A 24,897-nucleotide genomic window follows, 5' to 3' on the forward strand; every position below is an offset into this window, starting at 1 on the left:
GAATACATGGCGTTCAGGTCAGGGATCAGGGTTTTCGATGGCAGCCATTGATCAAAATCTGTTGCAGGATTTAACTTGGATCAATAGAGTCGTAGTTGTTCGGTCGGAGTGGCAGGCACTTATCCCGGTACAACCCGACGGCGGTCCTTGAACCCCTCAACGATTTTCAACACTTGGTTATCCCTCTGGAGTTAAAGATGAAGCAGCACATTCTGGTAATCGGCGCAGGTTTCGGTGGCATGTGGACCGCTTTGAGTGCCACGCGCCTGTTCGACATTCATGGCCACAACGACGTTGAAGTGACCGTGCTGGCTCCTCAGGCCGAACTGCGTGTGCGTCCGCGCTTCTACGAGCCGAACGCCCACCGACTGGCTGCACCGATTGGCGACTTGTTCGATGCCGTAGGGGTCAAGTTCATCCAGGGCGCGGCGCAAACCATCGACGTCGGGCAAAAACAGGTCGGCTATGTCGATGCCACAGGTGCCCGACAAGTCCGCAGCTACGACAAACTCGTTCTGGCCACCGGCAGCCGCCTGGCTTCGCCGAACACTCCGGGCGTGGCTGAACATGCGTTCGACGTCGATCAGATCGAACAGGCCGTGCGTCTGGAAAACCACCTCAAGGCGCTGGCCAATCAGCCGGAAAGCAAGGCGCGCAACACGGTGGTGGTAGCCGGTGGCGGTTTCACCGGGATCGAAACGGCGACTGAAATGCCGAGCCGCCTGCGGGCCATCCTCGGCGACCGTGCCGACATCAATGTGATCATCGTCGACCGTGGCGACAAGATTGGCGGCTCGATGGGTGAGGAAATCGCCGAATCGATCGTCGAGGCCAGCCTGGCAACCGGCGTGGAATGGCACTTGAAAGCCTCGGTTGTGTCGGTCGATACCAACGGCGTGACCCTGTCCGACGGTACTCGTATCGATGCCAACACCGTGGTCTGGACCACCGGCGTTCGCGCCAGCTCCCTGACCGAGCAGATTCCGGCCGAGCGTGACCACCTGGGCCGTCTGCATGTCGACGCGCACCTGAAAGTCATTGGTCAGGACGACATCTTCGCCACCGGCGACGTCGCCTACGCGGCCAGTGACGAGATCGGCAACTACGCCTTGATGACCTGCCAGCACGCCATTGTCCTGGGGCGTCACGCCGGCAATAACGTGGCGGCGCAAATCCTCGGTGTCGATCCGACGCCGTACAGCCAGCCGAAATACGTGACCTGCCTCGACCTGGGGGCCTGGGGCGCGGTGTACACCGAGGGTTGGGATCGTCAGGTCAAGTTGGTCAAGGAGGAGGCCAAGTCGCTGAAAACCCAGATCAACACCCAATGGATCTACCCGCCAGCGGCGAACCGCGACACCGCGTGGGCCGCAGCGGATCCGTTGATCCCGATTGCCTGATACGGTCGCTGACGCGTCTGATTAAACATCCCGCCCAAGTCTTCTTGGGCGGGATTTTTTTGCGTGCCATTTGCCTGTGTGAAATTTACCGTGTATTTTTTCATGAAATTAAAAATACAAAATTTCACGAGGCCGTATGTTTCAGCAATCCACCCGGCATGTCGCCAGTTACTACGCCCATACCTGCGCCGATCGCCTGGTCGATCGAGCCGCACTGGAAGGTGAGCAAGACACCGAAGTGCTGATCATCGGGGCCGGTTTCAGTGGATTGCACACGGCTTTGCGCCTGGCGCTGGCCGGCAAGCGCGTGACCTTGCTCGAAGCCAGCCGGGTAGCCTGGGCCGCGTCCGGGCGTAATGGCGGACAGGCGATTCTCGGCTGGTCGTGCGACATGCCACCGCTGGAAGCGGCACTGGGTTACGAACGGGCGCGGCGCTTGTGGGACGGCATGCGCTGGGCCGCGCGCGAGTTGCGTGACTTGCCCGGCCGCCATGAGTTCGATTGCGACTACCGCGCCGGCCATCTCTGGACCTCGGTGATGCCCCGTCGGGTAGGCCTGCTGACCGAGTGGCAACACGAGGCCAGCCACAAGTGGGGCCACGACAAACTGCAATTTATCGAGCGCAGCGAATTGCCCCAGTGGGTTGCCAGCGAGCGCTATCAGGCCGGGCTTTTCGATCCCGAAGGCGGGCATTTGAACCCGCTGAAACTGGCCCTCGGCCTTGCCGATGCGATCGAGCGCGCCGGTGGCCGCATCCACGAGCAAAGCAAGGCGCTGAGTTATGGCGAGGAGGGCGACGGGTTTGTGGTGACCACCGAGCGCGGTCGTATTCGCGCCGATGTGCTGGTGCTGGCGTGCAACGCTTACCTGGATCGACTCGACCCGCAACTGGCCAGTTGCGTGTTGCCGGTCGGGACTTATCAGGTCGCGACCGCACCGCTCACCGAGGAGCAAGCCACCGCGCTGCTGCCGAGCAACGTGTGCGTGACCGACAATCAGTTCGTGCTCGATTATTTCCGGCGTACCCCGGATAACCGCCTGCTGTTCGGCGGCGGTTGCACTTACCTGGGCGGGATGCCCAAGGATATCGCCGCCGCGACCCGGCCGTTCCTGGAACGCGTGTTCCCGCAACTCACCGGCGTCGGGCTGGAGTTTGCCTGGGGCGGCCACATCGACCTGACCCTCAAGCGCACGCCGGATATCGGACGGCGCGGCGATCTGTACTGGATGCAGGGGTATTCCGGGCATGGCGTGCTGCCGACACTGGCCGCGGCGCGGGCGGTGTCCGACGCGGTGCTCGGTCAGCCCGACGAGTTGTCCCTGTACCAGGGCTTGAACAACGGCAGTTTTCCCGGCGGCAAATACCTGGCCGCGCCGCTGGAAGCCATCGGCAAGGCCTGGTATCGACTGCGCGACAGCATTTGAAGCGACACTTTCTGGAAGCCTCTAGATGGACATGCAAGAAGAAATCTCGGCGTTGGCGATCCTGATCCAGGACCTGCGCAAACACAAAAAGTACACCCTGAAGGAACTGGCGGACAAAATCGGCCGCTCCGTGGGTTTTCTGTCCCAGGTCGAGCGTGGCCTGTCGCGCCCGACCGTGGCGGACCTGACCGCCATCAGCGAAACCCTGGGCGTGCCAACCACCTATTTCTACAGCCTGCCCAAACCCATGGCCTTGTCCTGGGTCACCCGCCCGGACGAGCGCCGCACGCTGTACTACGCCGACGGCATCACCGACATCCTCGTCTCGCCAAAGATGCGCGCGTCCTTTTCGATGCTCGAAAGTCAGCTCGAGCCCGGCGCCAGCAGCGGCGACCGACACATGAAGGACAGCTCCGAGCAGGGCGGTTACGTCCTGGAAGGGCAGTTGACCCTGTGGCTCGACGACAACGAACCGGTGACCCTGCATCCCGGCGACAGCTTTCAACTGGCCAGCCATGCGCACTGCCGCTACGGCAACCTGTCCGACCAACTGACCCGTGTGCTTTGGGTTTACACCTGATAACAACAAGGAACAAAACGATGGATGCTGTGTGCTCTGAACTGCTGGCCGAGGTTCGCAACTTCCGCCACTGCAACCCCGAAGTGCGTTACGTCGACCTGATCTCCCTGGACATTCCGGGGCATTTCTACGGCAAGCGCTACCCGATCGAGATGCTGGAAAAAGTCGCTGCCGGCAGTGCCCTGAAGCTGCCGCAGAACTGCGTGTTGCTCGGCACCCAGGGCGGACTGTTCAAGATCGGCGATTACTGCTTCAACGATGGTGACCCGGATGCGCTGCGCCGTTTGGTGCCCGGCACCTTGAAGCTGGTGAGCTGGGAAAAGCAGCCCTTGGGCCAGATGCTGATCACCTCCGACGGCACCGAAAAACCCATCGAATTCGAGCCCCGCGAAGTGCTGGCGCGGGTGCTGGATCGACTCAAGCGCAAGGGCATTTTCCCGGTGGTGGCCTTCGAGCTGGAATTTTACCTGTTCGACAGCCGCTTGAAGGACGGCTTGCCGCAGTTCCCCCGTGATGAGCTGAGCGGCGATGCCGACGATCAGCCGAACATGCACATCGAACGCTTGTCGCGCTTCGCCCCGGTGCTCGATGAAATGGTCGAGACCGCGCGAGCGCAGGGCGTCGATGCCACGGTGATCACCGCCGAACTCGGCCCGGGCCAGTTCGAAATCAACTTCGGCCATTGCGATGACGGCCTGCGCGCCGCCGACTGGGCGGCCCTGTTCTGCCGCAGCACCCGGGGCGTGGCGCTCAAGCACAACTACCGCGCCAGCTTCATGGCCAAACCCTACCTGCAGCACCCCGGCAGCGGCATGCACGTGCATGTCAGCCTGTATGACCAGGCCGGCAACAACCTGCTGGCAGCAAACGGCCAGCGGGCGCTACGCCATGCAGTGGCCGGTTGCCTGGATGTGTTGCCGCATTGCATGCCGATCTTTGCCCCGAACCACAACGCCATGCGTCGCTTGAGCGGCACGGTGAACGTGGCGTCCCGCGCCAGTTGGGGCTTCGAGGATCGCGATGCCTGCTTGCGTATTCCAGAGTCGGACATCAAGAACCTGCGTATTGAGCATCGCCTGGCGGGCGCCGATGCCAACCCGTATCTGGCGTTGGCGGCGATTCTGGTGGGGTTGGAGCAAGGCCTGCAAGGGGAGCGCGAGCCGATTGCACCGCTCAACGAAGACCGCGGCAGTGGCATCGATTTTCCGCTGGAAATGCTCGAAGCGGTGCAGTCCATGCAAAATCATGCATCGCTGCGCGAAGGCTTGGGGGCGGAGTTCGTGGACGTCTATTGCGAAAACAAGCGCCAGGATCATCTGGCATTTCTGCATGACATCAGCGCGCGGGAGTATCGCTGGTTCCTCTAGTCGCCCTTAGAAAACATGTGGATATTGAAGGGGTTAGGAGGATTAGTAACTGGATAGTGAATAAAAATATCTTGTTACAGGCCGAAATATTCCGTAATATCCGCGCCGCGTTCACCACCACGGTTTATGCATTTTTAAATCCCAGGCGTCCATCAGCTGCCTGGGATTTTTTTTGCCTGAAAATAATTGAGACTGCAATGGAGCACACTCATGGCTATCAGCCGAGAGGCGGGACAGGCGGGGTTTCTCTCGATTCAATCCACTTGACCACTGGCCGAATCGCCTTGGCTAACGATAATTTGGCAGTCTTTGGTGATTGTTTGCTTGAGGTTTTGACCGGTGAATTCCATTACTTGGCCGTCAATGAAGTTGCCTTCAAGGACTACTTGAATTGTGCTTTCACCCATTGTAACCACAAGCCTCTCGTGGACCTGCTACAACGGTAACTTCTATTTCGCCTGCTTTAAATTTTCTCATTGTGCTACTCCCTGTAAGTTCCGGAATTGGCGGTGTTATTTCAGCTGCATCAGGTTTCTGTTTTAACGGTGCATCAGGTTGCATCTTCCTGCAGGGTCGAAGGCCAGAACTCTACAATTCATTGGATAAATGCAGGCCCCGATAAAATTCAGGTCACCAGTGTATTATCACATTGCTCAGCGGTGGAATGTCAATTCACGGATGTAATGCCATCGGGATTTTGGCAGCAATGCAAACTCCGAAGTGCTATCAAAACCTCTTCCTCAGTCGAGAGCCTTAATCAATAGTTATAGCGCTCATAAAATTCAACATCCATTTTAATTAGCTTGTCATGATCGCCGCTCAACTCATAGAAGGATTTCTTAGCGTAAAGGTAGGTTTTATATCTACTCCTGAACATGAACGTGTCTGGCGATACCATACCAGGAAAACGACTAATGCCATTTTCGTGGAGAACTAAAACAGCATCGCCTATCCATCCAATTATTCCATGGCGCAAATTATCATTTTTAATATCTTCGAATTTTTTAACACAACTGAGCCCGTTTTCCGGGCATCGAACTGGAGTGAATGCACGAAATTGATTCAGCTCAATATTTCCAATCGGCTTCCATTTGGAAAATAACGATTTTCCACTTTGTGAGACGCTGATATTTTTCCACATTTCGTCATCCCCAAATGGAAAAACGACTTCAAAATTATTTGGGTCGGCACCAACAATTTCAATGTTTTTAAAAAAAACTGACTTTTCATCTTTCGCATAACTTGCCATTTGCTCCTGCTGCCAGGTTGTTAGTAGAGGCGAGCTGCCCTCGAGCGCTTTAAACTGAGGAGAGTATGGTGCAACACTCCTAAGTCGGCGTTCCTCAACATGATCGATCTGATTGCTTTCTGATCTAAAACATCTCCACGACATGAGATTGTGGAAAAAAAAAGGCATGCCTAAACCGCAGGGCTTTTCCTTGCGCTCTGTTTTGGTCATCCAGTAAACATGCCCTTTTTTAACAACATAGTTGCTGGAGATAAAACGCAGTTTGGTTGTGCATTTGCCCTGCGAGTCATTGGTGAACTCGCGACAAATTTCTTTACCCGGATTATTCTTGGTTTCTGTCTCCGGTCTATTGGCAGAGGAAGTGTCACAGCCGATCAAGGCCGTGCCCAATATATAGATCAATAAATACTCAGGCCTCACCGAACAGCCTCCATTCGATATTTTCCTTCTCGACCGTCACACGGTCGGCGAGCAGGAAGCGGCTGTGACGATGCTTGACGTTCAGGGTCGGCATGATCTCGCCCTTCTCGAAGCGCCGGGGCTCGCCTTTTTCCAGGCGCGACCAGGATTGACCGGCGATACTTTCCGCCAGCCAATAACCGGTATGCGTGCAGGCTTGGCCGCTGATGCAGGTCGGTCTTTTGATGTAGTCGATCGGTATAAAGGCCGAGGAGCCTGGCATGGGCCGGCCGGTGGCGGGTTCGAGGACTTTGGCCTTGGTCAGTTGGTGAATCAGTGCTTCGCTGGGTTTCTCGGGCGGGATGTTGGCCAGGCGCTCTTCGAGCCATTGGAGCTTGCCGTCCCAGGCTGGCAACGGGACAGGCGGCAGCGGGAGGATCTCGTTGATCTCGGGGACCTTGGGATTGGCGTAGGAGTAGCCCGAGAGGATTTTCCAGATTTTTTCGTAGCGATCGGCGCGTTCGAGGTCTTCCTGTTGGCCCAGGTAGTACAACCGATCATCCGGCTCCGGACCACGGAAGCCTTTGCTCAAAAAAGAAGTCGAAGTGCTGTCACCGGCCGCTGCCCCGAGCTGGAATGCTTCGAGTGCTTCCTGATAACGCCCTTTCGTCGATAAATTAATACCTAGTGCTCTTGCCGCTTTGCCGTTTCCTTGCTCCCCAGCGCAACGGCGCATTTGCCGGGCAACGTCCGGGGCAATGTTGATCGGCGCCAACTTGTCTGCGACATAGGCTTGAGCTAGCGCATTACCTTCATCAGCGGCTTTACGGTAGTAACGCAACGCTATTTCGTGATCTTTCTGCAGCCCGGCTGCGCCGTGCTGCAGGAAGATGCCAACAAAGTAGTATCCTGTTGCCACTCCCGCGTTGATCAGTTGCTCACTCATGCGCAAATGCTCTTCACCGCGCAGTCCGAAATACCCGCGCATGGCACCGTTCTGCAGATTGATATTGGCCTTGTAATGGCCGTTCTCACTGGCGATGCGGTACAAGCGCGCTATCTCTGCATCAACAGTCTTGTCCTGCTTAAGCTGGTTGTTCTTTTGCAGCCAGCGCGCGTAATGGAACAGCACATCGGCCTCGGCGGAGGTCGCCGGAATTGTTTCGTGTTGGCAGGTGAAGGCGAGACTAATGTTGATATCGGTGAGCGGGTTTACAAAGTCCACCGACAAAGGCTCGGCATTGTTAGCGCCACAGCCGGTCAAGGCGATGAGTATCAAACAGCCCCATAAATGCTTAGGCCTCACCGAACAATATCCATTCGATGTTTTCCTCTGCGACGGTAATTCGGTCGGCGAGCAGGAAACGGCTATGGCTACGCCGGACGTTCAGGGTCGGCATCATTTCGCCTTTCTCGAAACGTCGGATCTCGTCGACAATGCCTTCCGCTTTCCAATAGCCGGATTGCGGGCAGGCTTGACCGCTGTTGCAGGTCAGCTTGCGGTAAGGCTCCCGGATGAAATCGGGAGATGCTGGCAGCGGTCGACCGGAGGCGGGGTCGAGGAGTTTGGCCTTGGCCAGTTGGTGGATCAGCGCTTCGCTGGGTTTTTCTGGCGGGATGTTGGCCAGGCGTTCTTCGAGCCATTGCAGCTTGCCGTCCCAGGCAGGGAGTTTGGCCGGTGGCAGCGGGAGGATTTCGTTGATTTCGGGGACTTTGGGGTTGGCGTAGGAATATCCCGCAAGGATCTTCCAGATTTTTTTGTAGCGGTCGGCGCGTTCGAGATCTTCGGTTTGGCCGTAATAGTCCATCTCGTTGGTCTTAGGATGGCCGCGAAAGGCGTCGTCCAAGCGGCCAGCAGCATGTTCGTACCCTCCGGCAACCCCCATCTGCAAGATTTCGATTGCTTCGCTGTATTTTTGATTTCTTTTTAAATAAAGCGACAACATGACAGCAGCTCTGCCATGCCCCTGTTCAGCAGCACAACGGCGCATCTGCCGGGCAACTTCTGGAGCAATGCTCTTTGGCGCTAGCTTGTCCCCCACATCGTATTGCGCCTGGGCGTTGCCTTTATCTGCGGCCTTGCGAAAATAACGTAACGCCATCTCCGGATCCTGCTTAAGCCCGGCCGAACCCTGCTGAAGAAAAATCCCTACAAAGTAGTAACCTGTCGCCACACCAGCATCCATCAGTTGTTGACTCAAACGCAGGTGTTCGGCGCCACGCAACTGGAATCGTTGGCGCATCGACCCGTTTTGCAGGTTGATGTTGGCTTTGTAATGTCCATTCTCGGCGGCGATGCGGTACAACCGCTAGATTTCGACATCGACAGTTTTGTCCGGTATGAGCTGATTGTTTTTCTGCAACCAGCGGGCGTAGTGGAACAGCACGTCGGTTTCAGCACTGGCTTCCGGGATATTTTCGTGGGCACAGGTGAAGGCCAGATTGGCTTTGATTTCCGTCAGAGGTTTCACATGAGGATCCTTCTTCAGATAGTTAAAGGTGCTGCGGCTATCGCAAGCCGCCAACAGCAGGCAGGTGAGCAAGAGAAAACGGCGCATCAGTCGAGGTCGCTCAGTTTGGCTTTTCCGTAGAAAAATTCGACGAGGGGGGCGTAAGGAGTTGTCTCGTCTTCTTGTCTCTCTTTGTTGTAATCGATGATTGTCTGCCAAGCTTCGAATGCATCACCCGCATCCTCCTGCACCCCCTTTCCATCCGTATGCAGGTCCCACAACCGCCGCCTCAACGCCTGGGTCACACTCATCCACTCATGGGCAATGTTCAGCTCACTATCTACCTGCATGCTCCGGGTATTGATGTTGGCCGAGCCGTGGGTGGTGAATACGTCATCGACGATCATCAGCTTGGAGTGGACGTACACCGGCATCCATTGCCAGCCCGGTGAGTCCGGAGCAACCAGCGAACACAGGTGTACTTTCAGGCCGGGGATGTCCTCCGGGGTGACGGTGCTGTCCTTGATTTGCTTGATGTGCCAATCAAGTTCGGCCTGCCACTCGGCCAGCTCCCGGTGCCCGGCGCGGTCGCGGGGCTCGGGCATTGGCCGGGGAGATGCTTGCGCTTTTACCTGTTCGATGCGCCGCAGCTTGGTCACTTCGGGAATGGTCTCGGCCCGCCCGAGGCTTTCGAGCATGCGTTGGGTGTTGCGGGTGCCAGCGCCCACGCTGTCGTCGCCGGCGTTGGTAATGACGAACAGGTGCAGGGGGCCGTGCAGCCCGGGATCGCGACCACCTTCGGTTTGAGCGGCGGCGACTTTCTTGATCCGTTCAGCCAGGGGTGGCCAGCGAAAGTACTGGTTCTCGATGTAGATGAACTGGGTCGCGTTGTTCACCGCTTGCAGGTAGAGCGTCTCAATGTCGCATTTGCCTTTTTGTGCCTGCCTTCGCGGTCTGAACATAGCTATGCCTGTAGTCGTTTCACCTCCATGTGCGTCTGCCTCAAACTGGGTCATTGCGCTGCTCTTGTGGTTGCCGGAATTGGCGTTGATTTGTCAGGCTCTTGCTACCGATCAACCGCCGAGTGCCTCGACTGATAATCGGATCAGAAATGCTCAGGCTTCACCGAACAATATCCATTCGATGTTTTCCTCTTCGACGGTAATTCGGTCGGCGAGCAGGAAACGGCTATGGCTACGCCGGACGTTCAATGTCGGCATGATTTCGCCTTTATCGAAACGTCGGATCTCGTCGACGATGCCTTCCGCTTTCCAATAGCCGGATTGCGGGCAGGCTTGACCGCTGTTGCAGGTCAGCTTGCGGTAAGGCTCCCGGATGAAATCGGGAGATGCTGGCAGCGGTCGACCGGAAGTGGGGTCGAGGAGCTTGGCCTTGGCCAGTTGCTGGATCAGCGCTTCGCTGGGCTTTTCTGGCGGGGCGTTTGCCAGGCGCTCTTCTAGCCATTGCAGCTTGCCGTCCCAGGCGGGGAGTTTGGCCGGTGGCAGCGGGAGGATTTCGTTGATTTCGGGGACTTTGGGGTTGGCATATGAATAACCCGCAAGGATCTTCCAGATTTTTTTGTAGCGGTCGGCACGCTCAAGGTCTTCCGATTGGCCTAAGTAGTCCAACTTGTTGCTACTGGAAGGGCCGCGAAATGCATCGCCCAAGCGGCCAGCAGCATGTTCATACCCTCCGGCAACACCCATCTGGAGTACTTCAACTGCCTCTTGGTAAATTCCCTTGTTTTTAAGATTAACAGCCAGTGCCACGGCCGCTCTGCCATGTTTCTGCTCGGCGGCACAACGGCGCATTTGCCTCGCGACATCCGGAGCAATATCACTCGGTGCCAGCTTGTCGCCCACATAGTATTGCGCTTCGGCACTGCCTTTATCAGCAGCCTTACGGTAGTAGCGCAAGGACATTTCCGGATCCTGTTTAAGGCCCGCCGAGCCTTGCTGTAGAAAGATCCCCACAAAGTAGTAACCTGTGGCCACACCAGCATCCATCAGTTGTTGACTCAAGCGCAGGTGTTCGGCGCCACGCAACTGGAACCGTTGGCGCATCGACCCGTTTTGCAAGTTGATGTTGGCTTTGTAATGACCATTTTCGGCGGCGATGCGGTACAACCGCTCGATATCGACATCTACGTTTTTGTCTTGCTTGAGCTGGTTATTTTTCTGTAGCCAGCGGGCATATTTGAACAGCACGTCAGATTCAGCACTGGCTTCGGGGATATTTTCGTGGGCGCAGGTGAACGCCAGGTTGGCTTTGATTTCCGTCAGAGGTTTCACATGAGGGTCCTTCTTCATATAGTTAAAGGTGCTGCGGCTATCGCAAGCCGCCAACAGCAGGCAGGAGAGCAAGAGAAAACGGCGCATCAGTCGAGGTCCTGCAGTTTGGCCTTGCCGTAATAAAACTCGACAAGAGGTGCGTCGGGAACGCCGTTTTCTTTGTCCTTTTGAAGATCTTTGTTGTCATCGATGATTTTCTGCCAAGCTTCGAATGCATCGCCCACCTCCTCTTGCACCCCCTTCCCATCCGTATGCAGATCCCACAACCTCCGCCGCATTGCCTGGGTCACACTCATCCACTCATGGGCAATGTTCAGCTCACTATCCACCTGCATGCTGCGGGTATTGATGTTGGCCGAACCGTGGGTGGTGAACACGTCATCGACGATCATCAGCTTGGAGTGGACGTACACCGGCATCCATTCCCTGCCCGCCGGTGAGTCCGGAGCAACCAGCGAACACAGGTGCACTTTCAGGCCGGGGATGTCCTCCGGGGTGACGGTGCTGTCCTTGATTTGCTTGATGTGCCAATCAAGTTCGGCCTGCCACTCGGCCAGTTCCCGGTGCCCGGCACGGTCGCGGGGCTCGGGCATCGGCCGGGGTGATACTTGCGCTTTTACCTGTTCGATGCGCTGCAGCTTGGTCACTTCAGGAATGGTCTCGGCCCGCCCCAGGCTTTCGAGCATGCGCTGGGTGTTGCGGGTGCCGGCGCCCACGCTGTCGTCGCCGGCGTTGGTGATCACGAACAGGTGCAGGGGGCCATGGAGGTCGGGGTCGCGCCCGCCCCTGAGCTGGGCAGCGACCGCCTGCTTGATCAGCTCGGCCAAGGGTGGCCAGCGAAAGTACTGGTTCTCGATGTAGATGAACTGGGTCGCGTTGTTCACCGCTTGCAGGTAGAGCGTCTCGATGTCGCGTTTGCGTTCCTGGGCCTGGGTGCGCAGGATCTGCGCGATTTGCTTCGTTGCGCCGGGATTGCATTGCAGCCGCAGCCCGAGCTGCTTGGCCTCGCGCGACGCCATCAGGTCCTCGCCGGTCTCCTTGAACCAGGCCGTGGCAAAGTTGTGGTGCAGGTGTTCGAGGATCGGGCCGCTGACCTGGCTGGAGATGTCCTGACGCGGGGTACTGCCCCGTGGGCCTTGGTTGGGTGCCGGCTTGTTGCCTTCGGCACGGTTCAACGCTGTGTGAGCACTGGTGTCCCAGTATTCGTCGAGCATGTTGTGGCCCATGACGAAGCCGACGGCGCTTTCAGGGAGTTCGTAGTCGACCAGCACGGTCTTTTGGTGGTGGGTGGCGGTGAGCTTCAGGGTTTGGCGCATCTTGCTGCTGATGTCCGGGTCGAGACTTTCATACTTCACCCAATGGGAAATTTCAGCCCTTTCCTCCCAACTGAAACCACGACTGACGAATGCTGGCAGTCCGTTCGCGACCTGTTGCGCCGCTTTGTTGCCTGAGACCGCACAGCGGGCAAACCACTCGCGGTCTTCGGTGTATTGCGCCTCGGTGGAGCGCTGCAGCGCCCGATCGGCAATACGCAGCGAGCCTTTGCCGGGCAGGTTGGCTTCGCCGCCCACCCCCGCCAGATTGAATGGCATTTCCCAGCCCAGTATCCGTACCTTGACGCCTGGCTTGGTCCTGGCCTTGGCCTTGGCCAGGAGGAGTTCACCGATGCTCGGCGCCTTGCCGTCGCGGATGAAAAACATCGACGGCTGGAACCCCCAGCAGATGATGTCGACGGATTGTTTTGCTGCCGCGATGGCCTCGTACACGGCTTTGAAGGCTTCCTCGCCGTTGATCAACGCTTGATAGGTAGCGCCTACCGGATGGTATTCGGTGTTGCATACGTACCAGGGCGCCGTGCAGGTGGCCGTGTTGGTGTGCTGCAGCGCGATGGGCACCACGCATTCGAATTGAGTCATCGGGTTTTCTCTCCTTGAGGGGCGATGTGCGCGGCGTACTGCCCGCGATGATCGGTGTGCGAAGCGGGCTGGTTGACGCTGGTATCGGTTTGCGAGGGGTGGTTGTGCAGACCCTGATTGGCGAGTACCGCCTGCTCGGCATTGCGGTAGTCGGTCGGTACCGGGATCTGGTAAACCGTGCCGTTGGCCAGGACAACGCGATAGCCTCGGGTCACCACCTGATGGTCAATCGATATGAGGCCGGTCTTGTCCAGCACGCCTTTCTTGAGTACCGCGCCGTCGGCCAACAGCGTGTAGGGCATGCCGGCCCAACCGTGACTGGAGGCGTTCGGAGCGGGCGCCAGGCTCAGGTTAATCATTTCTTTCGACAGGATTTTGGGGTAGTCCGGGTGCGTGGCCTTCATGCTCGCCGGGCCACTGTAGTCGTAGTGCGCCGCCTTGACCTTGTGATCCCCCGCCGTGCCGGACTCGATGCAACACTCATCCAGGCTGAGGTAGCTGCCACCGCCATTGAGGACGATTTTCTTCTTCGCCGTGATGTGGATTTCATCTTCGGTGCTGGTGATGTCCAGGCCGTGCCGGGCGATCAGTTCCAGTTTGTCGTTCTGTGCCTGCACACTCACCGGCCCCTGATTGGCGATCAGCTTGATGCCGAGCTTGCGCACAAACAGGCTCAAGCCCTGACCGACGCCAACGAACAGGCGCTTGATCACACTGAGGTCGGCTTCGCCCCCGGCGTTGAGCATCAGGTTGTCCTTGGCCGCCAGTTGCAGGTGTTTTCCACTGGTGAGAGCGATGCCTTGCGGGGCGCTGAGGAGCAGGACCTGGGACTTGAGCTGTTCCAGGTCCTGGCGCAGCAGGTTGAGTTGAGCGGCCACGTCCGCCGGTTCGGCTTTAGCGGTCTGCGCGTCAGTGGAGAGCTGCTGCAACTGTTCGCCGGCCTGCTGCAGGCGGTCGACGGCATCCGCCATGTTCAGTACCGGCCCCTGCGCCTTGGCCTGCGCATCGGCACTGATGAACAGGCCTTTGCCCGCGCGCAGACTGCCCCAGTCATCCGTACGCAGCTCAAACCCTTCCCCGCGCTTCTTGCGCTGGCCATCCACCAGATGCCCCAGATTGAGCTGACTCTTGCCGCCATACTCGGTACTGAGCTTGACGTGCTCCTGCCCCCGCGTGTCGTCCATCCGCAGCTTGTTGTTGGCCGGCGTACGCAGCACGTTGCGGTGGTCGTTGCGCTGGGTCACCAGGTCGGGGTGCTGGTCGTCGTGCAGGGCGTGGGCGATGTAGGGGCGGTCCGGGTCGCCCTGTTCGAAGGCGATGGCCACTTCGGTGCCGGCGATCAGCGGCAGGTGCAGGCCGTAGGTGTCGCCGGCGTAGGCGCGGGCCTGGCGCAGCCACTTGCTTTCGCGGCCGGCGGGCCAGGTGTCGCGGTCGAAGAGGAACTTGACCCGGTAGCGCCCTTGCAGGTCGATTTCGGTGTACAGGGGGTTGCTCTGGGGGGTGAGTGATGCGTGCTGGCAGGGTGCCGGCGATTTGTGGTTTGGGCGGGACCTCTGGGCGGAAGCACAGGCGCAAGGCGTAGGGCATGGCTTCGAAATCGCAGGTCAGGCTGCGGTCGCGGGCAGCGCGCGTGGTGATTTTTGTGATCACCACGCGGGAAGCGAAGGCCTTGGGGGCGTCGCCGCTGATGGTCAGGACCTGACCCGGGGCCAGGGTGGCGCTGCTGCTGGTGCCGCTGAGGTGGGTCTGGTTGTTGAGGTAGCGTTCGTGGCGCAGGCGCGCGTAGAAAAAGCCGCTTTCACTTTGCAGGTCTTCGTCGCGCAGGTGGGACTTGCCGAGCACGCGGTAGGGTTCGGCGTAGTGGTAGGCCTCGCCGTAGGTGTTGTCGGCGACGCCGCGGGTCGTGGCCACGCCGTGGGTGGTGGGCTCGCCGAGGGTCTGGTCGACCTCGCCGTCGAGGTAGGCGCGGCTGTCGTCGGGGTGATAGGCGCGTACGCTGACCTGCTGTTCCACCACCTTGTGGCGGGTTTGCAGGGCCCAGACGCTGTCCTGCTCGCTGTTGCTGAAGCCCGAGGGCGAGCGCAGCGGCAGTTCGACGTCGAACTGGTAGCAGCGCTGGTCGTCGCAGAACTCGACGACGTCGAAGGCGAGCTCTTCGTGCTGGATGCAGCGGTACCAGATGCCGACGTCGGCCAGGATCCGGCTGATGAAAGCCAGGTCGCTTTCCTGGTACTGCATCACCTGCTCGCGCTGCGGGTACTCGCGCTTGAGGTTGAAGCGAAAGTGCCCGGTGTCGAGACCATGGCGGTCGCGCAGAATGCTTTTGACGATGTCCGGGACGGACTGGTGCTGGTAGATCCGTGTCTGCTGGCCGCGATCGAGCAGGGCCAGGCGCGGTTGCAGGGTGACTTCGTAGCGTGCTTCGTCGATTGAGCCGGACAGGCGTTGGCAGGCGGTGATGCGGCCGTACAGCGTGCGCAGCGGCATTATCGGCCTGGGCACTTCCCAGTCGAACACGGGCACGTTGGACGGTGCGTCGTACAGGCTGAACTCGGCGAACTGGCCGATGAATTTTTCCGCGCCGATGTCGAGGTCGCTGGCGGTGAATTCGATGCGGTAGAGGTAGGGTTGGCTGAGGTATTCATGGCCCTCGAAGGTAAGGACGTCGAGGTGGGTGTCGAGCTGGTCGATCTTGAGAGTGTGGCGGTTGTGGTCGATGAAGGTGCGCGATACGTTGGACAAAGTCAGACCTCCCTGGCCTATCGAAGCGGATGGGGGGGCTTTCGTTAGCCCCCTCGTTCAAGCGCTCGACAGCTTTCAGGAAGGCAAAAAAGGTTGATATAGGATGTTTCTGGTGGTGACGTAGGAAGCGTCTTGGTGTCGACCCGCTTGGTCTGTGGGATGTTTTACGACCTGTTCGATGTTAAGCGGTGGCGCTTCTTTCGATGTCGTCTATCCGTTCGGGTTGAGCCCGAGTAGAGGATCAAAAATATCGTCCGAACGCGGCCCGAACCTTCGGCAACTCCACTGGAGTACGCCACTCCTACGTAGGACCCTACGATCTTCTGCTTTCAGCTTATGGCGATCAATGTGGCGCCAAGTCCATGACCACGGTTTATGCATATCAAAAGATCGACCAAACCTCTAGGAGCCGGCTTGCTGGCGAACCGGACGACGCGGTGTGTCAGGCAAGTCACCATCGCTGGCAAGCCAGCTCCTACAGGAGATCTTCGTTACGCGGACTCTGCCACCGGCGCACGCTTGCCGAGCCTCATCAGCCAGTAATAACTCAACGCCGGCACCAGCAACCCGACGATCCACGCCAGATCCACCCCGTCCAGCGCCGTAGCGATCGGGCCGACGTACAGCGTGGTGTTCATGAACGGAATTTCCAGGGCAATCGCCAGCAGGAAGCTGCCGCAGGCGATCCAGTTGACCCGCCCATAGATCCCGTTCAGGTCGAAGATGTCGTCAATCCGGTATTGACCTTTGCGCAGGCAGTAGTAGTCCACCAGATTGATCGCCGTCCACGGGATCAGGAAGTAGCTCATGAAGAAGATGAAGTTGAGGAAGAAGGTGATGAAGTCGTCCTGACTGATGGTGCACAGGGCCGTGGCCACCAGGCTGATCAGCAGCATGAACACACCGCGTACTCGCGGGGTCACCTTGAGTCGGGCGAAAGGCTCGATCACGGTGATGGTCGACATGAACGCGCCGTACAGGTTGAACACGTTGATCGACACCTGGCCGTAGACGATGAAGGCGAACAGCAGCACCGCGCCAGCGCCGAACAGACCGGCGACATGCCCGCCGACGTTGCTGGAGAAGTCGCCGATGCCGACGCTCAGGATCGCCCCGAGAATCATCATCCACGCACCACCGCTGACCGTGCCGGCGTAGCTGTACCAGAACACCTGGGCGGTCGGCGTGTTGCTCGGCAGGTAGCGCGAATAGTCGGCGACGTAAGGCGCGTAGGACAGTTGCCAGGTCACGGCGATGCTCACCGCCACCAGGAACTTCGACAGCGAGAAGCCTGTTGGCAGCCATTGTTCGGCCGGGATCGGCAACTGCAAGGCGAGCACCGTGGCCGCCACGAACACCACCAGCGACAGAATCGACAGCAGCTTCTGCAAGCGGTGGATCAACCGATAGCCATAGAGCGCGACGACGAAGCACAACGCGCCAATCAGGTAGATATTGCCGGACATCGGCAGCGGGCTGACGGACTCCAGCGCCTGGGCCGCGAGCAAGGTGTTGCTGACGAAGAAGCCCAGGTAGATCAGCATTACGAACAGCAGCGGCAACACCGCCCCCAACACGCCGAATTGCGCCCGGCTCTGGATCATTTGCGGAATGCCCAGCTTCGGTCCCTGGGCCGAGTGGGAGGCCATGAAAATCGCCCCCAGCAACGAGCCGATGATGATCGCCAGCGCACTCCAGAACAGGTTGAGCCCCATCACCACCGGCAACACGCCGGAGGCGATGGTGGTGATGTTCATGTTGGCGCCGAACCAGATATAGAACAGCGAACCCGGCTTGCCGTGGCGTTCGGTCTCGGGGATGAAATCGATGCTTCTTTTTTCGACTTGCATGGCGATCACTCCTGAGTCCGGACGAGACGGGATTGCAGACGGGCGATGGTGCTTTGCAGCTCATGGGGCTGGTGGGCAAACAGGTCCGGACGCTCGGGGATCAGGCTGATGTAGTCGAGTTGTTGCAGGGCGCGCAGGCACTGTTCACTTGTGAGGATTTCCAGCGCGTAGACCCAGTTGGCCATGATCAGTAGGGCCGAGTAATGCCCGGCCTCACTGGTCGTAGTGCAGGCATCGCTGACCAGGCGCACGCGATAACCCAGGGCGAAGGCATCGAACACGCTGGTGAGCACGCAGACGTCGGTCAGCACGCCGCAGACGATCAGCGTGTCGACTTCCATTGCCTTGAGTCGGGCATCGAGGTCGGTGCGGTGAAAGGCACTGTAACGGCCCTTGTCGATGATCAATTCACCGGGCTGCGGCGTCAGCGACTCGATGATTTCCACTTGCCGGGTGCCGGCGCGGTAACTGCCGGGGCCACCGTCGGCGGCCAGCGGTTCGCCGTGGGGCAGGTCACTGCCGTCGGCCTGATTGATGTGGCGGGTATAGATGACAGGCATCCGCTGATGGCGGGCGGTATCGAGCAGGGCGGCGGTATGGGCGACCACCCTGTCGAGGTTTTCCAGGACGAAGCCGTCCTCCTGCTGCATGTCGATGATCAACAGCGCGTTGTTATTGTTCATTGGGCAAACCTGATCAAAGGCGAAACACAAGGCACCGCACGCGCCATGCAATGGCGAGACGCGGGGGTGCGTGATTGGCTGTTCGGGTGGGCTCAGTGAACTGTTTGCCAGAAGCCGTTCTGCTTGGCCGAAACGCTGGCGCGCAGGCGCTTGAAATGCAGGTGCGAAGCGGTCCATTCACCGCGCAGGTAGGCCCGCGCGGCGCCGGAGGGAAGGGCGAGTGATGGAAGGCGACCAGTAATCATTGGAATCGACCCTTGTGGGAGCGAGCCTGCTCGCGAAAAACTTCTGGACAACGCGGTCATTCAGATGGCGCGCGTTATCGTTAGCGTCCATCGCGAGCGAGCTCGCTCCTACACCCCGGCTTCGCGTCCGGGGAGCAGGGCGGCGCAATCAGCGGAACGCTGGCACCACGTGCTTGATGAACAGCTCCAGGGATTTTTTCTTCTCCGCATGGGGCAGGCTGTTATCGCACCAGAAGCTGAATTCGTCGACCCCCAGTTCCTGGTAGTACTTGATGCGCGGAATGATTTCTTCCGGGGTGCCGATCATGGCGGTCTTGTGCAGGCTTTCCAATTCGAACTCAGGGCGACCGGCGAATTTCTCTTCCGGGCTCGGCGCGAGGAAGCCGTTGACCGGGGTGGTCTTGTTGCCGAACCAGGCATCGAAGGTGCGGTAGAACCTGGAGATCGCCTTGGCCCCGACTTCCCAGCCCTGCGGATCGTCGGCGGTGTGCACGTGGGTGTGACGCAGCACCATCAGTTGCGGACGCGGCACGCCAGGGTTGTTGTCCAGCGCGGCCTGGAATTTGTTCTTCAGGTCGAGGACTTCCTCGTCGCCTTTCATCAGCGGCGTGACCATGACGTTGCAGCCGTTGGCCACGGCGAAGTTGTGCGAGTCCGGGTCGCGGGCAGCGATCCACATCGGCGGGTTCGGCTGCTGGATCGGCTTGGGCACGCTGGTGGAGGTCGGGAATTTCCAGATGTCGCCGTCATGGGCGTAGTCGCCGTTCCACAATGCCCGCACCACCGGAACCATTTCCCGCAACGCCTGGCCGCCGGAGGACGCCGGCATGCCGCCGGCCATGCGGTCGAACTCGATCTGGTAGGCACCACGGGCCAGACCGACTTCCATGCGTCCGTTGCTGATCACGTCGAGCAACGCGCATTCACCGGCCACCCGCAGCGGATGCCAGAACGGCGCGATGATGGTGCCGGCGCCCAGGTGAATGGTGGTGGTCTTGCCCGCCAGATAAGCCAGCAGCGGCATCGGGCTTGGCGAGATGGTGTACTCCATGGAGTGGTGTTCACCGATCCACACGGTACTGAAACCACCGGCCTCGGCCATCAGCGTCAGCTCGGTCAGGTCTTCGAACAACTGGCGGTGGCTGACGCTTTCGTCCCAACGTTCCATGTGTACGAACAGGGAAAACTTCATGACGCTTACCTCGGATCTATTGTTGTCGGCCGGTCGATCGCGGGCCTGTTGTTTATTGGTATACCATAATACATATTTTCCGCAAATGACTTCTCTTCGCGGCTAACGCTAACCAGTGTGGGAGCGGGCTTGGTCCGGGCGGCGATCCGACGAAAGCGAACTTCCAGGCGGCATATGTGTTGACTGACACTCCGTCTTCGCGAGCAAGCCCGCTCCCACAGGGGTATGCGGTGATATCAGAGGGATCAGGCCAGAACGGGCAGGGCACCCATCTTGCCGTGGCAATACACCAGCGGCCCGCTGCTCTGCCGGGGCACGATCAGGTTTTTCACCGCGCCGACCATGATGGCGTGGTCACCGCCTTCATATTCGCGCCACAGTTCACATTCGATGACCGCCGTGGCGTTGGCCAGAATCGGGTTGCCCAGCTCGCTCAACGTCCACTCGATCCCCTGGGCCTTGTCCTTGCCCTTGCGTGCGAAGGCATAGGCTTCGTTTTGCTGGCCGCCGGACAGCACGTGGATGGCGAAGCGCTTGTTCTTGATCAGGACCGGGTATGAATCGGAGCTGTAGTTGGGGCAGAACAGCACCAGGGCCGGGTCCATCGACAGCGAACTGAAGGCGCTGGCGGTCAGGCCGACGATTTGCCCGTCGTCATCCAGGGTGGTGATCACGGTCACTCCGGACGGGAACGAACCCATGACTTGTTTGTAGATGGCGGCATCGATCATTGGACGGTCCTCGGGTGGTGTGACGCGTTTTTATATGTTTGTAGGTCTGATGGTATACCGTAATACATCGATTGCAAGGTCTTTTTGGGTGAACCGATAAACGTACGGCTTTTGTCTGAAACCCAATGATTACTGGGCTTTCAGCTAGCCAGCGCTGACGTGAATCAGGCAGGATGCCGGCTCAGATGCTTGTTAAAAGACCGGATCAGTCTTGTTTAAAGTTTGGAATACCATAATATGGTTCGCATCTGAGGGGCGGCCAGAGAGTCCCCCCGGTTTGGCTTCATACAAAGATAAGAACAGACAAACTCGAGTTCATGCACATGTCCCAGATGTCCCGGCAAGATCCGTTGATCGAGAACCATACGGTCGACTACGTTCCACTCGCAGAGCGCCACGGGAAGGCCCGCGATCTCTTCACCCTGTGGTTCAGCACCAACATCGCGCCACTGCCCATCGTCACCGGCGCCATGGTGGTCCAGGTGTTCCACCTCAACCTGTTCTGGGGTTTGCTGGCGATTGCCCTCGGGCACATGGTCGGCGGCGTGGTGATTGCGCTGGCGTCGGCCCAAGGGCCGTGCATGGGCATCCCGCAGATGGTGCAGAGCCGTGGTCAGTTCGGCCGCTATGGTGCGCTGTTGATCGTGTTCTTCGCGGCGTTGATCTACATCGGTTTCTTCATTTCCAACATCGTGCTGGCAGGCAAATCGATTGTCGGCATTGCGCCGTCGGTTCCGGTGCCGGCCAGCATTCTCATCGGTGCCCTCAGTGCCACCGCCATCGGCGTGATCGGTTATCGCTTCATCCATACCCTGAACCGCATCGGCACCTGGGTGATGGGCAGTGCCTTGCTCGCCGGCTTCCTCTATATATTCGCCCATGATCTGCCGGCGGACTTCTTCACCCGTGGTGGGTTCAACCTGTCCGGCTGGCTGGCCACGGTGTCGCTGGGCATCATCTGGCAGATCAGCTTCTCGCCGTATGTGTCGGACTACTCGCGCTACCTGCCGGCGGACATCGGCATCACCCGGCCATTCTTCGCCACCTACCTGGGGGCAACCCTGGGCACCATCCTGTCGTTCACCTTCGGCGCCGTAGCGGTATTGGCGACTCCGGAAGGCACCGAGGCGATGGCGGCGGTCAAGCAGTCCACCGGGTGGCTGGGGCCGATCCTGATGGTGTTGTTCCTGCTCAACATCATCAGCCACAACGCCTTGAATCTGTATGGCGCGGTGCTGTCGATCATCACCTCGATCCAGACCTTCGCCAGCCAGTGGACGCCCAGCATCAAGGTGCGCGTGGTGTTGTCGAGCATCGTGCTGGCGGGTTGCTGCGTGGTGGCGCTGGGGGCCTCGGCGAATTTCATTTCGCAGTTCATCGGCCTGATTCTGGCGCTGTTGCTGGTGTTGGTGCCGTGGGCGTCGATCAACCTGATCGACTTCTACCTGATCAAGCGTCGTCGCTATGACATCGCCTCGATCTTCCGGGCTGATGGCGGTATCTACGGTCGCTTTAACCTGCACGCGATCATTGCCTACTTCATCGGCATCATCGTGCAGCTGCCGTTCGCCAATACTTCGCTGTACGTCGGGCCATACGCCAACCTGGTCGAGGGCGCGGACCTGTCGTGGCTGATGGGGCTGGCGGTGACGTGCCCGTTGTATTACTGCCTCGCAACACGAAACCAGTCGCAGGAAAGCCGCTCGGTAGAGCTCGGCTACAGCGACTGAGGCAGAATCGTTTGGTGTTCGTCTGAAAATGCCCGGCCCGTCGCCGGGCATTTTTGTTTTCGGCAACCGCTCAGCAATGCTTGAACGCATTCAGACCGCGTTGTACCGCCGGCCTGGCTTCGACCGAATCGAACCAGCGCGAAAGTTGCGGAAGCTCTTTCCATTCCAGTCGATCACGGAACGCTGTGGCGATGGTGAACGCCGAAATGTCGGCCATGGAGAACTGCTCTCCGGCCATGAAGCCGGCAGTCAGAAAACTTTCCGCGTAAGTCAGTTGCTCGATCACCCGCAGATCGATAATCGCCGCCGCCTTGTCCTGCCCCGCCTGGTGCAGAAAAAAGGCGGCATGGCTGGGGGCGATGACATCGGTCACGAAAAAGAAATAGCGGTCGATCACCCGGATGCGCGCAGGTCCCGGCTGCGCCGGTGCCAGCCGTCCAGGCGCCTGGGCATCGGCGTACTGAATGATGGCGTTGGACTGGTTGATGATCAGCGCCGGCGTTGTCCCGTGATCGATCATTGTCGGCACTTTTCCGGCCGGGTTAAGCGCCAGGAAGGCCGGGCCACGCTGCTCCTGTGCGTACAGGTCGAGCCGGCGTGCGGTGTAGGCGATGCCCGACTCTTCCAGGGCAATCGCTGCCCGCAGGCTGTTGCCGGTGTTCGCGCCGTACAGTTCGATTTGATCGTTCATGGGTCATTGCTCTTGTTGGGACATGCAAGCAGTCACCGAACACTGCCGATGATGTCAGTATGATGAAAATCCGCCGCACCGATATGCAAAAACAGTGATCGTCCATACCCCTGCGCGACAAGGCTTATCCCTGTACGAAAACTACTTTCACCGTGTTTGATAATAGCCTCTCGAAATGTTTTAAGAGTTTCACAAACCAGCCAGTCAACCCTCACCTCGAACGTCCGATGACTCATGTCACTCATCGAGCGCGCCTGTTTTCGCGCTCGTGTTGAGCGCTGTTGCGTGGGCGGCAATCGGGTTCTGTCTGGCGGTGAAACCTTCAAATAACGATAAGAAACACCCAGGAGCACCCTATGTTCAAACGAGCGATTCCCACCGCAGTCCTGCTGGCCACCGGTTCGGTGTGCGCCCAGGCTGCCGATACCGCAGGCCATGGATTTCTGGAAGACAGCAAGGCCATCCTCTCGATGCGCACCCTGTACTTCAACAGTGACAATCGCGATGGCAGCGCGGCCCCTTCGAAAACCGAAGAGGCGGCCCAGGGTTTCGTGTTGCGCTATGAGTCCGGGTTTACGCAGGGGGCGCTGGGGTTCGGGCTCGATGCCCAGGCATTGCTTGGCATCACACTGGACAGCGGAGCGGGGCGCCACGTCGGCAGCGGCATGATTCCCTCTGACGGCGACGGCGCGGCCGCCGCCTGGAGCAGCTTCGGTCCTACGGCGAAGATGCGCCTGGCCCGGACGGAATTTCGCTACGGCACCTTGCTGCCGAAATTGCCGATCCTTCTGGCGAACGATGCCCGTGTGTTGCCGCAATCGTTTACCGGCGCGCAGGTCACCTCGAACGACATCGATGGCCTGACGTTGACCGGCGGTGTGCTGGAACACGCGGTAGGGCGCGCCTCGACGGACCGCACAGGCCTGTCGGTCGCCGGCAGCACGCAGGACAGCAACAAGTTCTACTACGCCGGCGGTGACTACAACCTCACCAGGAGCCTGAAGACCCAGTATTACTTCGCGCAGCTGGAAGACTTCTACAACCAGAACTTCCTTGGCCTGACGCACATTTTACCCATCGACAGCGCAAGCTCACTGACCACCGACCTGCGCTACTTCCGTACCACGTCGAGCGGTGCCAACAGCTCTGCCTCCGGCCGCGCGCAAGGTTATCGGGTGTCGGGTTACACCGACGACAACGACGGTGAAATCGACAACAGCACCTGGGCTGCGATGGTCACCTACACCCACGGTGGTCACGCGGTGTCGGTGGGGCATCAACAGGTGGGCGACGGCAGCAACTTCGTCCAGCCCAACCAGGGCAGCCTGGTGGACAAAGGGGCGGGCGGCGGCAGTGTCTACCTGCCCACCGACAAGATGATCCAGAACTTTGCCCGGGCCGGCGAGCAGACCAATTTCGGCCAATACACCTACGACTTCGCGCCCTTGGGCGTACCGGGCCTGAAAGCCTCGATCGTGTATCTGAAGGGCACGGACATCAAGGCGCAAAACGCCAGCGACCAGTCCGAGTGGGAGCGCGACATGACCCTGGACTATGTGTTGCAGTCGGGCACGTTCAAGGGGGTAGGGTTCACACTGCGTAACGCCAGGTCCAACACTGACGCCGGGCGCAACGTCGATCAGAACCGATTCATCATCAATTACACCTTGTCGTTGTTGTAATCACACACATCCCCTGTGGGAGCGGGCTTGCTCGCGAAGGCGGATTGTCAGGCGACATCGATGTCGAATGTGCCGGCCTCTTCGCGGGCAAGCCCGCTCCCACAGGGTTCGCGGCTATCCGCAAAATCCGCGAGCAACCAACACGACTGTGGGAGCAACTGTCTTCACTGTGCCACTCGTCACCGCCATTCGGTGCCATCGCGCAACATGGCATTCAGCCTAATCAGTAAGACCCGCATGCAGGAAAGAGCGCGACTTTCGCGCTCTTGCCTC

18 protein-coding genes and 3 pseudogenes are annotated in these 24,897 nt (G+C 59.1%); 7 read left to right on the top strand and 14 right to left on the bottom strand.

Features of this window, described 5'->3' with window-relative positions; all coding sequences use genetic code 11:
• Positions 1-197: 197 nt before the first annotated feature.
• The 5 genes from KGB28_RS09805 (at position 198) to KGB28_RS09825 (ending at position 5,219) form a co-directional block, all read left to right on the top strand.
• Positions 198-1,400, top strand: coding sequence for an NAD(P)/FAD-dependent oxidoreductase (locus KGB28_RS09805; protein WP_223444497.1), 1,203 nt, complete (start codon positions 198-200; stop codon positions 1,398-1,400).
• Positions 1,401-1,536: 136 nt separating this feature from the next.
• Complete coding sequence (locus tag KGB28_RS09810; protein WP_223444498.1) at positions 1,537-2,826, top strand: NAD(P)/FAD-dependent oxidoreductase; 1,290 nt, start codon at positions 1,537-1,539, stop codon at positions 2,824-2,826.
• A gap of 25 nt (positions 2,827-2,851) precedes the next feature.
• Positions 2,852-3,406: a helix-turn-helix domain-containing protein gene (locus tag KGB28_RS09815; protein ID WP_007976194.1), complete on the top strand. Its 555-nt coding sequence runs from the start codon at positions 2,852-2,854 to the stop codon at positions 3,404-3,406.
• A gap of 20 nt (positions 3,407-3,426) precedes the next feature.
• On the top strand, positions 3,427-4,773 hold the full coding sequence (locus KGB28_RS09820) for a glutamine synthetase family protein (RefSeq protein ID WP_223444499.1): 1,347 nt from the start codon (positions 3,427-3,429) through the stop codon (positions 4,771-4,773).
• A 56-nt stretch (positions 4,774-4,829) separates the two neighbouring features.
• Complete coding sequence (locus KGB28_RS09825; protein WP_223444500.1) at positions 4,830-5,219, top strand: hypothetical protein; 390 nt, start codon at positions 4,830-4,832, stop codon at positions 5,217-5,219.
• A gap of 311 nt (positions 5,220-5,530) precedes the next feature.
• Here KGB28_RS09825 and KGB28_RS09830 read toward each other — a convergent pair whose 3' ends face one another.
• From KGB28_RS09830 to KGB28_RS09885, 12 genes and pseudogenes are all read right to left on the bottom strand, one after another.
• A complete protein-coding gene (locus KGB28_RS09830; protein WP_223444503.1) occupies positions 5,531-6,442 on the bottom strand; it encodes a DKNYY domain-containing protein in 912 nt (303 codons plus the stop codon).
• The gene (locus KGB28_RS09835; RefSeq protein WP_223444529.1) at positions 6,432-7,697 is read right to left on the bottom strand and encodes a DUF6396 domain-containing protein; all 1,266 of its coding nucleotides are present in this window, start codon (positions 7,695-7,697) and stop codon (positions 6,432-6,434) included. The genes KGB28_RS09830 and KGB28_RS09835 overlap by 11 nt, the downstream gene beginning before the upstream one ends.
• 19 nt (positions 7,698-7,716) lie before the next feature.
• Positions 7,717-8,979, bottom strand: a pseudogene (locus KGB28_RS09840) (sel1 repeat family protein).
• Positions 8,979-9,821: pseudogene (locus KGB28_RS09845) on the bottom strand (phospholipase D-like domain-containing protein); the annotation flags it as partial. The pseudogenes KGB28_RS09845 and KGB28_RS09840, both read right to left, overlap by 1 nt.
• Positions 9,822-9,986: 165 nt before the next feature.
• On the bottom strand, positions 9,987-11,249 hold the full coding sequence (locus tag KGB28_RS09850; protein ID WP_046044019.1) for a sel1 repeat family protein: 1,263 nt from the start codon (positions 11,247-11,249) through the stop codon (positions 9,987-9,989).
• A complete protein-coding gene (locus KGB28_RS09855) occupies positions 11,249-13,078 on the bottom strand; it encodes a phospholipase D-like domain-containing protein (protein WP_223444505.1) in 1,830 nt (609 codons plus the stop codon). Before KGB28_RS09855 ends, KGB28_RS09850 begins: the two co-directional genes overlap by 1 nt.
• Positions 13,075-15,820: pseudogene (locus KGB28_RS09860) on the bottom strand (type VI secretion system Vgr family protein). Before KGB28_RS09860 ends, KGB28_RS09855 begins: the two are co-directional and overlap by 4 nt.
• Positions 15,821-16,311: 491 nt before the next feature.
• Positions 16,312-17,670, bottom strand: a complete 1,359-nt coding sequence (locus tag KGB28_RS09865; RefSeq protein WP_223444507.1) for a purine-cytosine permease family protein — start codon at positions 17,668-17,670, stop codon at positions 16,312-16,314.
• A gap of 5 nt (positions 17,671-17,675) precedes the next feature.
• Positions 17,676-18,353: a cysteine hydrolase family protein gene (locus KGB28_RS09870; protein WP_223444508.1), complete on the bottom strand. Its 678-nt coding sequence runs from the start codon at positions 18,351-18,353 to the stop codon at positions 17,676-17,678.
• A gap of 92 nt (positions 18,354-18,445) precedes the next feature.
• A complete protein-coding gene (locus tag KGB28_RS09875; RefSeq protein ID WP_223444509.1) occupies positions 18,446-18,598 on the bottom strand; it encodes a hypothetical protein in 153 nt (50 codons plus the stop codon).
• Between the two features lie 148 nt (positions 18,599-18,746).
• Positions 18,747-19,790: an LLM class flavin-dependent oxidoreductase gene (locus KGB28_RS09880; protein ID WP_046043514.1), complete on the bottom strand. Its 1,044-nt coding sequence runs from the start codon at positions 19,788-19,790 to the stop codon at positions 18,747-18,749.
• A 245-nt stretch (positions 19,791-20,035) separates the two neighbouring features.
• Positions 20,036-20,521 carry a flavin reductase family protein gene (locus KGB28_RS09885; protein ID WP_008000480.1) on the bottom strand — a complete coding sequence of 162 codons (486 nt, stop codon included), beginning with the start codon at positions 20,519-20,521 and terminating at the stop codon, positions 20,036-20,038.
• 323 nt (positions 20,522-20,844) lie between these two features.
• Here KGB28_RS09885 and KGB28_RS09890 point away from each other — a divergent pair, with 323 nt between their 5' ends.
• Positions 20,845-22,251 carry a purine-cytosine permease family protein gene (locus KGB28_RS09890; RefSeq protein WP_223444511.1) on the top strand — a complete coding sequence of 469 codons (1,407 nt, stop codon included), beginning with the start codon at positions 20,845-20,847 and terminating at the stop codon, positions 22,249-22,251.
• Positions 22,252-22,321: 70 nt separating this feature from the next.
• On the opposite strand, the gene KGB28_RS09895 is transcribed toward KGB28_RS09890, so the two are convergent.
• Positions 22,322-22,942 carry a glutathione S-transferase family protein gene (locus KGB28_RS09895; protein WP_223444512.1) on the bottom strand — a complete coding sequence of 207 codons (621 nt, stop codon included), beginning with the start codon at positions 22,940-22,942 and terminating at the stop codon, positions 22,322-22,324.
• Between the two features lie 32 nt (positions 22,943-22,974).
• Positions 22,975-23,187 carry a hypothetical protein gene (locus KGB28_RS09900; RefSeq protein WP_223444514.1) on the bottom strand — a complete coding sequence of 71 codons (213 nt, stop codon included), beginning with the start codon at positions 23,185-23,187 and terminating at the stop codon, positions 22,975-22,977.
• Positions 23,188-23,298: 111 nt separating this feature from the next.
• Here KGB28_RS09900 and KGB28_RS09905 point away from each other — a divergent pair, with 111 nt between their 5' ends.
• Positions 23,299-24,624 carry an OprD family porin gene (locus KGB28_RS09905; RefSeq protein WP_223444516.1) on the top strand — a complete coding sequence of 442 codons (1,326 nt, stop codon included), beginning with the start codon at positions 23,299-23,301 and terminating at the stop codon, positions 24,622-24,624.
• The last annotated feature ends 273 nt before the right edge of the window (positions 24,625-24,897 follow it).

The organism is Pseudomonas sp. BF-R-19 (assembly GCF_019956445.1).
Lineage (GTDB): Bacteria > Pseudomonadota > Gammaproteobacteria > Pseudomonadales > Pseudomonadaceae > Aquipseudomonas > Aquipseudomonas fluorescens_BH.

Bases quoted from the DNA above. Each gene is read 5' to 3' on its own strand.
- KGB28_RS09805 (WP_223444497.1), top strand. From the start codon at position 198: ATGAAGCAGCACATTCTGGTAATCGGCGCAGGTTTCGGTGGCATGTGG.
- KGB28_RS09810 (WP_223444498.1), top strand. From the start codon at position 1,537: ATGTTTCAGCAATCCACCCGGCATGTCGCCAGTTACTACGCCCATACC.
- KGB28_RS09815 (WP_007976194.1), top strand. From the start codon at position 2,852: ATGGACATGCAAGAAGAAATCTCGGCGTTGGCGATCCTGATCCAGGAC.
- KGB28_RS09820 (WP_223444499.1), top strand. From the start codon at position 3,427: ATGGATGCTGTGTGCTCTGAACTGCTGGCCGAGGTTCGCAACTTCCGC.
- KGB28_RS09850 (WP_046044019.1), bottom strand. From the start codon at position 11,249: ATGCGCCGTTTTCTCTTGCTCTCCTGCCTGCTGTTGGCGGCTTGCGAT.
- KGB28_RS09855 (WP_223444505.1), bottom strand. From the start codon at position 13,078: ATGACTCAATTCGAATGCGTGGTGCCCATCGCGCTGCAGCACACCAAC.
- KGB28_RS09865 (WP_223444507.1), bottom strand. From the start codon at position 17,670: ATGCAAGTCGAAAAAAGAAGCATCGATTTCATCCCCGAGACCGAACGC.
- KGB28_RS09870 (WP_223444508.1), bottom strand. From the start codon at position 18,353: ATGAACAATAACAACGCGCTGTTGATCATCGACATGCAGCAGGAGGAC.
- KGB28_RS09875 (WP_223444509.1), bottom strand. From the start codon at position 18,598: ATGATTACTGGTCGCCTTCCATCACTCGCCCTTCCCTCCGGCGCCGCG.
- KGB28_RS09880 (WP_046043514.1), bottom strand. From the start codon at position 19,790: ATGAAGTTTTCCCTGTTCGTACACATGGAACGTTGGGACGAAAGCGTC.
- KGB28_RS09885 (WP_008000480.1), bottom strand. From the start codon at position 20,521: ATGATCGATGCCGCCATCTACAAACAAGTCATGGGTTCGTTCCCGTCC.
- KGB28_RS09890 (WP_223444511.1), top strand. From the start codon at position 20,845: ATGTCCCAGATGTCCCGGCAAGATCCGTTGATCGAGAACCATACGGTC.
- KGB28_RS09895 (WP_223444512.1), bottom strand. From the start codon at position 22,942: ATGAACGATCAAATCGAACTGTACGGCGCGAACACCGGCAACAGCCTG.
- KGB28_RS09900 (WP_223444514.1), bottom strand. From the start codon at position 23,187: ATGAGTGACATGAGTCATCGGACGTTCGAGGTGAGGGTTGACTGGCTG.
- KGB28_RS09905 (WP_223444516.1), top strand. From the start codon at position 23,299: ATGTTCAAACGAGCGATTCCCACCGCAGTCCTGCTGGCCACCGGTTCG.